Source organism: Corynebacterium sp. MSK039 (genome assembly GCF_030232315.1).
GTDB lineage: Bacteria > Actinomycetota > Actinomycetes > Mycobacteriales > Mycobacteriaceae > Corynebacterium.
The window spans coordinates 1-10,729 of record NZ_JASPJL010000022.1 but is presented as its reverse complement, the minus strand read 5'-3'; the positions used below and the strand labels follow the sequence as shown (position 1 = coordinate 10,729).

General features: G+C 66.7%; 7 protein-coding genes. 3 read left to right on the top strand and 4 right to left on the bottom strand.

The window, feature by feature from the left end:
* Positions 1-166: 166 nt before the first annotated feature.
* From QP997_RS09470 to QP997_RS09455, 4 genes are all read right to left on the bottom strand, one after another.
* Positions 167-790, bottom strand: coding sequence for a hypothetical protein (locus QP997_RS09470; protein WP_284846984.1), 624 nt, complete (start codon positions 788-790; stop codon positions 167-169).
* Positions 790-1,683, bottom strand: a complete 894-nt coding sequence (locus QP997_RS09465) for a hypothetical protein (protein ID WP_284846983.1) — start codon at positions 1,681-1,683, stop codon at positions 790-792. The genes QP997_RS09470 and QP997_RS09465 overlap by 1 nt, the downstream gene beginning before the upstream one ends.
* A 424-nt stretch (positions 1,684-2,107) precedes the next feature.
* Positions 2,108-2,980, bottom strand: a complete 873-nt coding sequence (locus QP997_RS09460; RefSeq protein ID WP_284846982.1) for a DNA-formamidopyrimidine glycosylase family protein — start codon at positions 2,978-2,980, stop codon at positions 2,108-2,110.
* A 127-nt stretch (positions 2,981-3,107) separates the two neighbouring features.
* On the bottom strand, positions 3,108-8,219 hold the full coding sequence (locus QP997_RS09455) for a DEAD/DEAH box helicase (protein WP_284846981.1): 5,112 nt from the start codon (positions 8,217-8,219) through the stop codon (positions 3,108-3,110).
* Positions 8,220-8,254: 35 nt separating this feature from the next.
* Between QP997_RS09455 and QP997_RS09450 the strand changes: the two genes are divergently transcribed.
* The 3 genes from QP997_RS09450 to QP997_RS09440 are packed head-to-tail and all read left to right on the top strand — an operon-like array spanning position 8,255 to position 10,613.
* Positions 8,255-9,043 (top strand): 3'(2'),5'-bisphosphate nucleotidase CysQ, encoded by a 789-nt coding sequence (locus QP997_RS09450; RefSeq protein ID WP_284846980.1) that lies wholly within the window; start codon positions 8,255-8,257, stop codon positions 9,041-9,043.
* A 59-nt stretch (positions 9,044-9,102) separates the two neighbouring features.
* A complete protein-coding gene (locus QP997_RS09445) occupies positions 9,103-9,924 on the top strand; it encodes a thymidylate synthase (protein WP_148812750.1) in 822 nt (273 codons plus the stop codon).
* Entirely contained in the window at positions 9,924-10,613 is a 690-nt protein-coding gene (locus tag QP997_RS09440; protein ID WP_284846979.1) for a dihydrofolate reductase, read from the top strand. The genes QP997_RS09445 and QP997_RS09440 overlap by 1 nt, the downstream gene beginning before the upstream one ends.
* Positions 10,614-10,729 lie beyond the last annotated feature (116 nt).

Here is a 10,729-nt window from a genome sequence, read left to right as displayed (position 1 = left end):
GATGCAATATCGGAATCAGACCCTTGAACCCCTCACCGCCTAGAATTAAACCAGTCCAACTTTCGGGGGCTAGTTCAAAGCGTTGGCGGGGATTTTGACGTCCTAAAAAGGAAAACGCACCGGTGCCGAGGGGTGGTGGATACCACTCCCCCGGTCGGGATGAGTTCTAGAAGAGGCCCTCGTTCTTCTTGCCGGTATCGGTGACCGTGTGCTCACGGGAGTCCACCTGCTCGTCGTTAGCGGTGGCGGTGTCCTCCTTGTGGCGGCCGGTCTGGGTGACCTCAAGGTAGTTGTAGAGGCGGCCTTCCTTGGTCTTGCCGTCGCCGAAGTCCAGGGCCGCGACGGTTGCGGTGTCGCCGGAGTTAATCGGGTTGGAGAGCGTGACGGTGAAGCTTCGGGTGGAGGTCTCCGGGTCGAAGCCCTCATCGAAGATGTGCGCACCGTTCATGCCGCGCGGGGTGATGAGGCGGTCAACGCCCTCCGGGCCCTTGTCGGTCTTCACGTTGATGCGGAAGGTCGTCAGCGGATAGTCCTGGTAGTAGCGCTGGCTGCCGACGTTCTTCACCTTCAGGACGACGGTTCCGGCGAAACCCTTCGCCTTGGCGCCGGAGGTCTGGAAGTACGGCTCGAGGTCATAGTCGGCCTGGTTGGACGCAGCGGCGTGGGAGAAGTCCTGGTCGATTTCTTCCTGCGCAGTGGCAGCACCAACCGCACCGCCGATTCCGCTGAGCGCGGCGACGGTGGCCAGGCCTGCGGTGGCCAGGCGGAGGGAGTTCTTGGTTTTCTGCATTAGGCTTCCTCTTCCTCGAGCGTGGTGGTTTCGGACTTGGCGGCGATCTCTTCAGCCTCGGCTGCCTTGTCTGGCTCTGCTTCCTTGGTCACGGCCTCCGGGGACTCGCCCTGGGTCGGCTGCGCGTCCTCCTGGACCTCCACCGGCTCGCCTTGTGGCTCGGTGCCTTCCTCGACCTTCGCGCCCTCGGCGGCGCCGGCCGGGTTCTCGTAGAGCTTCACGTTGACCTGGTTCTTGATCGGGGTGAGGGCGGTCCAGCTGCGCGGGGTGGACCAGGTGCCGTTCGGCTTGCAGTACTGCTGGGTGCCGGTCATGGTGATGGTGCGGAAGCCGTAGGTGGCCTCGCCGGTCTTTCCTGCTGGCACGTCGTATGGGCCGATGCTCTGGCCGACTTCCCAGCTCAGGGAGTAGGAGGCTTCGAAGCCCAGGGTCTTGGCCAGGGAGTAGGTGATACCGGTGGAGACGTTGCCCTTGTCCCCGCTGGCTCCGCCGCCGAGGTTGGCGGTGGTGGTGGAGGTCCGGTCGCCCTTAACGGAAAGCTGAATGGACTGGGACTTGGACAGGTCCTGGGTCAGCGGGATGGTGTCGGCGGTCCCGTTGGTCGCAGAGATCGTGCCGGCCGGGGTGAAATTATCCTTGACCTTGTAGACAACGGTGCGGAAGTCCTCCCCAGAGTTACACACTGGGCGCGGGTTGAGGATATTGGCCTTGATGTGGTCGCTACCGTGGTAGGTGTTGACGATCGGCAGGTCAACGTTGGTTTTCGGGGTCTCCGGGTAGTGATCGTTCAGGGTGTCTGCCTGGGCCTGGCCGGCCAAGCCGGTGGCCATGAGGCCGAGAGTTGCTACTGCGGCGGCGCACTTACCGGCCGTCGAGGTTTTGCGGGTGAACACGAAAGAATTCTCCTCCTCGGTGTGAAGCTGACTGCGTGACGCTGACTCTGTGTTAGCGGCACCGATACGATAACCACCCTCGAACAGCCACTTGGTTAATGGAGTGAAACCTCAAAGTTAACCAGAGATCACCCCTAAGAGCCCTCTTAAAGCAGGCCACGAACCCCTAACAAGCCTTCCACCGGCATGTTCGCGCGCCTCAGATTTACAGCTCGCATGCACAAGTCGATATCAATAGATATCGTTCAACGACTACCGAATACATGCGTGACATGACACGCTCGCGGAGTAGTGAACCCAGCTAGCAGCGCGTCACACAGTACTGAATCGTTCAGATAAAAATCCCCTGAAAATTTTTCCTAACCCGCGAAAACAGCCTGCTCTACCCCCACCTGGGGGAGCTAACGGGAGGGGAGGCTAGGCCTTAAACGCCCGGCTGGCAGTGCGGGCACCACCAGATGATGCGTTCCAACTCCCCGGCGTCCAGTACCGGGTCCCCGCCTGCGAAACGCCCCCCGAGGGTGGACTGTTCGATTGTTTCCCCGCAGCGTCGGCAGGGCTTCGCCGCGCGGCCGAAAACGAAGGTGCCCATCCCGGGGCGCCGGTCACCAGTGAACACTCGGTGCGGCTCCAGCCGGTTCTCCCACATCACCCGGCGCGCCAGGTCCAGCGCCTGCGCCACCTTCTCCTCCCCAACGCGGCCGACGGGCACGGCGGGGTGCAGGCCGATGAGGAACATGACCTCGGCGCGGTACTCATTGCCGATACCGGCGACGTTGCGCTGGTCCAGCAGCGCGGCGCCCAGGCTCCGCTCGGGACGGCGCAGGATCCGCCGCAGGGCCTCGTCTCGCCCCGTCCGCCCGGCGTCCCGGAATTCTTCGCTGGCCCAGCCGGGGTCCAGGATGTCCGGCCCCAGGTGCTGAACCACGGTGGCGTAGTCGCGGGCCGGAAACAGGCGCACGAAGCCCAGCTCGTGGCCGACGACCTCGATGGGTGGCCCGCCTGGGTGCTGGGGGCTTAGGCGCAGCACGACCCGGGCGGTGTAGCCCGGGCGGCGCCACCGGCTGCCCGCGGCGTGGATGGCCCACACACCCTCCATCTTCAGGTGAGTGTGCAGAATCCGCTCCCCAGCCTGAATGAACAGGTGCTTGCCATAGGGCCAGACCGCCCGGACCCGCTCGCCGGTGATGGAAGCCGTGGCCAGCGCGGGCACCCGGAAGTCGCTGTGCAGCACTTCGCGGCCAGGCATCCACTTCAGCCTATTGGCCAGCTGCAGGACGGAATCTCCCTCGGGCATTGCCCGCCTCCTTTCGGCTCTTCTTGATCTCACCTGAGCTCGGCCCTGGTTGCCGAGCTGCCACATCTCATTGCCGGAGTACCGCCCCTGTGGTGGGCAGTGCGCTGGCGCGCTACGTCGCACGGCCTCAGCCACGGATGCTCAGGCCCTTCGGGGTGAGCCGCGCCCCCGCAGCGATCCAGCCCTGGGTGGGCAGATCCATCACGGATGCGCCATTGATCCTGTCAATCGTGACCGGGGAGAGCCGCCCGGCGCGAATCGTACTGCTCAGCGCGACGATGATGGCGTCGATCGTCGGCTGGCTGATGGCTCCTGGCGGGGTGTCGTCGGCCATGCTCGGCGCGTCGAAGGCGGTGAGCGTCCTGCCACCCCGGGTGAAATGCGCGACCAAGCGGCCACGATCCAGCACCACGAAGGCTCCCGCACCCCGGGTCAGCCGGGCGGGCTCGCCGTCAAGGCTAGGCCACGGCAGGGCCGCACCGTAAGGGTTGGCCACGTCACCGGCGGCCAGCAGCACCGGCCCGTCCCCCGCCCTGCTGGCGGGCGTGCCATCCGCCTGAGGGTTCGCACCGTGGTCTTCCAGTTGTCGCAGCTGCCGGATCACCGCGTGCGGGGCAAATTGCGCCCCGCCGAGGCCCTCGATGACGTATCCGCGCAGCACCGCGCCGGAATCCTCCCAGGCGCTCAAGGTCCGGTAGGCCTCCGCGAAACCACCGGCGTGATGTTCCGCCATCACAGCCCCGCGCGTGACCACGCCATAACGATCAATCCACGCCTCACTGCGGGCCAGGGCACGCTCCGCGTCGGTCACATCGATCTCTAGCAGCGGGGCGAGTGCTGCCCAGCGCCCCGGCACCGACTGGTGCGCGTTCATCGCCTGGCGCCGCTGCCGGATGCGGTCCATCGACTCGTTGCCGGCCATCTGCGCAAAACTGCTGCGCCCCATCCGCAGCCGCCGCGCCGATCCCCTCCCGCGGTTGCGGCGGGGTGCCCGGCGGGCGGTGGCACCACTTTGTTTTCCGGACGTCAACCTCGCCCGGAGCGCGGCGAAACCATCGGGAGCAATGAGGCCACAGTCGAAGAGCTCCCACAGGGCGTCGTCGACCTCGTGATAGGCCGCGCCCGTAGCCCGGGTGAGCTCGGCGGCGAGGAAAGCCCCGCCACCGGACATGTGTTCCAACAGCTGGGTGGCGACCATCGAGAGCTGCGGGGCCTCCGCCGGCTCGTCGATGAGCAGCGGAGCGATGTCCGCGGGCAGCAGGCTGACGAGGGCGTCATTAGTCCCCGCGGTCCCCACCCTGCGCAGGATGATCTCCCCGGTGGCCAGCAGGTCGTCGAGATCTCCTGGCTGATAGTCCGGGATCCGGCTGGGCAACACCAGGGTTTCCCAGGCGCTGGTAGGCAGTGCGACCCCGGCGAGCTGTTCGATGACTTCGCCGAGCTCCTCCCGCTCGGAGCTGCCTACCCCATGCCAGTCCACGAGGAACTCCGCATAGGTCTGCGGGCTGACTGGCTCCACGGCCCCGCGGGCGGCGGCGAGCGTGGCCGAGCGCAGGCGACGCAGCATACCGGTGTCGATATATTCCGTAGCCTGCTCGGTTGTACCCTCACCGCCACCTGCGGTGAAGTGGCCCGATTCAAGCCGGCGCTGGCCGACCCAACGTTTCAGCAAAGATTCGGCGGTGGCTGCACCCAGCCCGAACTCTGCAGCCACGCGGGCAGGGGTCACCGGACCCTGGTGTCGCATGAAGCGCAGCACCAGCTGGTCGATGGCGTCATCCACCTGCGCAGGATCGGCGGCCACGCCAGGTGGGACGGGCACGCCGAGCCCGTCGCGGAGCACCGGCATATCCTCAACGACCGCCCAGCGGCTGGCCCCGCCGAAGGTCACCTCGGCGATGCGCTGCGGAACGAGCTCTGCCAGTTCCGCCAGAACGGCCTCCCGGTTCTCTGGCACCAGGCGGTCGCCGACCTGCTCCCGGGTCAGGGGCCCCAGGGCCCGGATCATGTCGATGGCCTGCTCAGCGGTGCCGGCCTGGCGGCCATCGGCCAGCCATTGCGCGGCCGACACCACCCGCTCGATCGCCGCGGAGTCCAGCTGCAGGCCTCCGGCGCTCTTACCCAGCAGCTTGGCCAGCAGCGCGGGGTCCACCGCCAGCGCGGCGGCCCGCTCCGCGGAATCACCTTCGTACATGAACGCGCTGGTGTAGGTGAACAGGAGGGATTCGGCGAAAGCGCTCGGCCCCTCGGTGGTGACCTCCGCGACCCGCACGCCGGAACTGCCACCCCGCACACCAAGCTTCTTCAGCAATTTGGTGAGCGCATCCAGCTGGTAGACGTCGTGGAGGCATTCGCGCATGCTCTCCACCATGATCGGGAACTCGGGGTGCTCCCGGGCCACGTCCAGCAGCTGGGAGGCCCGCTGCCGCTGCTGCCACAGCGGCTGCCGCTTACCCGGGTTGCGCCGCGGCAGCAGCAAGGCCCGAGCCGCACACTCCCGGAACCGCCCGGCGAAGAGCGCGGAGCTGCCCACGTTGTCCATTACATCGGCCAGCACGACCTCCGAAAGCTCACCCGGCTGCCCGTCGCCCCGGCCCGCGATATCCTTCCGGCTCCCAGCACCGTCACCACCAGCGCCCTGGCGAACAGCTCCCTCCCCGACTCCAGGCCTGGTCTCCCGGAAGAACTGCCCCAGCAGCAGGTCCGCCCCCGGTGGCTCCTCGGAATAGGGCAGGCGCAACACCAGCCCGTCGTCCCCGGCCACGGCCATCGCGTCGATCCCGGTCTCCCGCTGCAGCACCGCGCCCAGCGCCATCGCCCACGGGGCATTGACCCCACGGCCATAGGGCGAGTGGACGATCACCCGCCAGTCCCCGATCTCGTCCCGGAAACGCTCCATCAGCAGGGTGCGCTCGTCTGGCAGGATCCCCGTGGCTTCCTTCTGATCCCGGTAGTAACCGTCCAGATTCTCCCGGGTGTTATCGCAGATGAACGGGGCCGCGTGCAGGTCGCCCACGGTGCCACTGCCCCACTGCCGGCGATGCTCGCCGATCGCGGTACCCAGTTCCACCGGCCGGCCGGCGGCGTCCCCGACCCAAAACGGCAACCGCCCCGTGTGCCCCGCCGCTGGCACGACGATGACCTGGTCGCGGTTGATCTCCGTGATCCGCCAGCTGGAGGCCCCGAGCGTGAACACGTCCCCCACCCGGGACTCGTAGACCATCTCCTCGTCGAGCTCCCCGACGCGCCGGGCGCCCTCCTCACCTGCGGCGAGGAAGACTCCGAACATGCCGCGGTCCGGGATCGTCCCGCCGCTGGTAGCCGCCAGCCGCTGAGCGCCGGGGCGAGCCTGCAGCGTTCCCGCCGCTGGGTCGTACACCACCCGGGGTTTCAGGTCCGCGAAGTCGGTGCTGGGATAGTGCCCGCTGATCAGCTCGATCACGCCGTCGAAGGCATCCCGCGGCAGCGCTGCATAGGAATAAGCCCGGCGCAGCGCACGCCACCAGCACTCCACGTCCAGCGTTCCGCTCGCCGCTTGCCCCTCCTTATTTTCCGACGTCAACGCCCCGGCCTCCGCACCCGACGGCGGATTCGTGAACCCCAGCTGGGCCTGCACCGCAGCGGCGATCGTCTGCTGCGCGAGCACGTCCAGCGCATTCGTGATGATCTGCAGCGGTTCCAGCTCGCCCGCGTACAGCCGGTGGGTGATCACGGTGGCCGCCTCGGCGTCCTGCTTGTGCAGCGGGTAGATCGTGGCATGCGAGGTCGCGCCCACGGTGTGCCCGGCGCGCCCGCAGCGCTGGACCGCGGAGGCCACTGAGGGCGGGGCTCCCACCTGCACCACGTGGTCCACCAGGCCCATGTCGATGCCGAGCTCCAGGGAGCTGGTGGCGACCACGCAGCGCAGGGTCCCGGACTTCAGCGCTGCCTCGATGTCGGCGCGCTCCTCCTTGGACACCGAGCCGTGGTGGGCACGGGCGATGACAGCCGGCACGCCGGTGACCTGAGTGGATTGCGCCATGAGCTGCGCGGGGTCGCGACGGGTGGGGGCGGCGATGGACTCCGGGTCGTGCTCCTCAGCCCAGAGCTCGTTGAGCGCCCCGGTGAGCCGCTCGGCAGCGCGCCGCGAGTTCACGAAGACGAGTGTTGCCCGGTTCTCCATGACTTGCTGGTAGATGGCGTGCTGGACGTGGGGCCAAACGGATTTTTGTTGTGGGAGGGCGGATTCCTTATCCACTCCGCTGGCCACCCGCGCCCCGGAGCCCAGGGCGGAGGCACCGCCCAGCCCCTCGCCGATGAGGCTGGGTCCGACGAGGGCTTCGTCGATCAGCGCTTTTTCCGCGACGTCGCCGCCTTCCGCAAGTCCTCCGCCACCGTGTCCGGCGCCGGCTGCACCCTGGTCCCCGTCGGTGCCCGCCTGGGTATCGCCAGTTGGGTCTTCGTAGCGCGCGGCGTCGAGATCTTCGGCAGCCGGCGGATCCTGGAAGTCCGGCACCACGCTGCGAACCTGGACGTCCCAATCCTTCCTGATCGCCGGGTTGACCACCGTGACCGGCCGGTCGCCGCCGAGGAAGCTGGCCACCGCATCCACCGGGTTCACCGTCGCCGACAGGCCGATGCGCTGCACCGCACGGCCGGTGAGCAGCTCCAGCCGTTCCAGGGAAAGAGCCAGGTGGGCACCTCGTTTGGTCCCGGCCACCGCGTGGATCTCGTCCACAATGACGGTGTCCACCCCACGCAGCGTCCCCGCCGCCTTCGAGGTCAGCATGAGGTACAGGGACTCCGGGGTGGTGATGAGGATCTCTGGCGGATTGCGCAGCAACTTTGCCCGCTCCGACTGCGGGGTGTCCCCGCTGCGCACGCCCACCCGAACCGGGGCGACGTCCTCCCCCATCGCCGCGGCGGTGCGCGCGATACCTGCCAGCGGGGCGGCGAGGTTGCGGTCAACGTCCACCCCAAGTGCCTTGAGCGGCGAGATATACAGCACACGGGTGGGGGTCTGCGGGTCGGCTTGATCTGCCGAAGGGTGGGAAAGCACACCCGTGCGCGTCAGCTCGGAGAGCGACCACAGGAACGCCGCCAGCGTCTTACCGGAACCGGTAGGGGCGACGACCAACGTGTTCTCCCCTGCGCTAATGGCCCGCCACGCCTGGGATTGGACGACCGTCGGCTCGTGGAACACGTCCCGGAACCATGCGGCTACTGGGGCATGAAATTGATCCAAGTCGGCGGAGGGCATGAGTCCATACAACCAGAAGCGCTAAGGTGTAGACCATGACACAAGGACTAGGCTCAGGCGACGCGCTCGACGATGCCACGCTCTGTGCCCGTTTGGCTCGCAGCACCGGGGACATCCTCACCAGCATTCGCACTGCTGGTGCACCGGACCCCCTCCTGGTGGACTCCGACGGGCTTGGTAAGTCCGGCGATAAGGTCGCCCAGGCCTGGATCGCGCGTGTGCTGAGCCTGCACCGCCCCGATGACGCCATCCTCTCCGAGGAGGCGGAGGACGATCCCTCCCGCCTGGACAAGTCCCGGGTGTGGGTGATCGACCCGCTGGACGGCACCCGTGAATACGCCAGTGCCCGGAATGACTGGGCCGTACACATTGCCCTCACGGTCGACGGCGAGGTTGTCGAGTCCGCGGTCGGCATGCCAGAAATGCACACCGTCTACAGTGCCGCCGACTACCGGGAGGGCCGGGCGAAGGCGGACTTCGGTGAACTGAACAACCGCCTCGTCATCAGCCAAAACTCCACCCCGCAGATCGCGGTCGACGTGGCCGAGGATCTGGGCATGGAGGTCACCCGCCTGGGCTCCTGCGGCGCGAAGGCCATGAGCGTGGTGCGTGGGGACAACGATGCGTACATCCACGCCGGCGGCCAGTACGAGTGGGATAACGCCGCCCCGATCGGCGTCGCCCTGGCAGCAGGACTGCACTGCAGCCGCCTGGACGGCACGCCCGCGACCTATAACGAGCCGGATCCGTACCTCCCGGACCTGGTGATCTGCCGCAAGGAGATCGCCGAGGACCTGTTGGCAAGCATCCAGAAGTTTCTCTAGTTCGACCCCTCGCACGGGCGGTCGACTGCGTCGCGGGGCTTTTGCCTAGACTATGAGGCATGTCAGAGGCTCAATCTTCCCCTACTATCGCCACGCCCTACGAGGATCTGCTCGCCAAGATCCTCGCGGAGGGCGCCAAGAAGGACGACCGCACCGGCACTGGTACGACGTCCCTGTTCGGTCAGCAGATCCGCTTCAATCTGGCGGAATCTTTCCCGCTGATTACGACGAAGTCGGTGCACGTGAAGTCCGTGGTCGGCGAACTGTTGTGGTTCCTCTCGGGCGACTCCAACGTTCGGTGGCTGCAGGATAACGGCATCCGCATCTGGAACGAGTGGGCCGATGAGGACGGCGACCTGGGCCCGGTCTACGGCGTGCAGTGGCGCAGCTGGCCCACCCCGGATGGCCGCCACGTCGACCAGATCTCCCAGGCGCTGGAGATGCTGAAGCAGAACCCGGATTCGCGCCGGAACATCGTCAGCGCGTGGAATGTCTCGGAGCTAGAGAACATGGCCCTGCCACCCTGCCACCTGCTGTTCCAGCTGTACGTGGCTGATGGGAAGCTCTCCTGCCAGCTCTACCAGCGCAGCGCAGACATGTTCCTGGGCGTGCCTTTCAACATCGCCAGCTACTCGCTGCTGACCCACATGTTCGCCCAGCAGGCGGGTCTGGAGGTCGGCGAGTTCATCTGGACCGGCGGGGACTGCCACATCTACGACAACCACCGCGAGCAGGTGGAGCTGCAGCTCTCCCGCGAACCGCGCCCCTATCCGCAGCTAGAGCTGAGCAAGGCCAAGGACATGTTCAGCTATGGCTTCGAGGACGTGAACTTCGTGGGCTACGACCCACACCCGGTGATTAAGGCAAAGGTGGCTGTGTAATGGGAGCTTCGGAATTTGACGTCCAGAAAGAACAGCGCCCCAGCGGATACCGCGAGGGCGACTACCCCACCCTGACCCGCGCGGACGTCCCGGAGGGGGTGGAAATCGCGATGATCTGGGCGGAAACGACCGCCGGCATCATCGGCGACGGGGCGGAGATGCCCTGGTATCTGCCGGAGGATCTGAAGCACTTCAAGAACTCGACGATGGGTTATCCGGTCGTGATGGGGCGCACGAGCTGGGAGGCGCTGGGCAAGTACCGCCCGTTGCCGGGCCGCGAGAACTTCGTCATCACCCGTTCGGCTGATTATTCGGCTCCCGGTGGTCACGTGGTCGCTTCCATTAAGGACGGCATCGCGGCGGCCGCAAAGTTCGCCCGCGGAGAAGGTTCGGGTGGCGTGGTGCCGGAGACGGCGTCGGAGGCGCTGCAGGACGATGGCCGGGTGACCGTGTGGATCCTGGGTGGTGGCCAGGTGTACGCGCAGTGCATGCCGATCGCGGACCGGGTGGTGATCACGGAGATCGATATGGTGGCTCCGGAGCGCTTCCAGGTCTATGCCCCGGCGATGGATGATTCGGAGTTTACGGTCGAGCGCTCCGAATGGTTCGCCTCGGAGAAGGGCCACCCGGTCGACGAGGAGCCGAACGGGCTGCGCTACCGCTTCGAGACGTGGCGCCGGAAGGCGTAGGTCTTACACGGGGGACGCAACGGGGGTAGGAATCAACCCGTGAACTAGCCCCCGAAAGTTGGACTGGTTTAATTCTAGGCGGTGAGGGGTTCAAGGGTCTGATTCCGATATTGCAT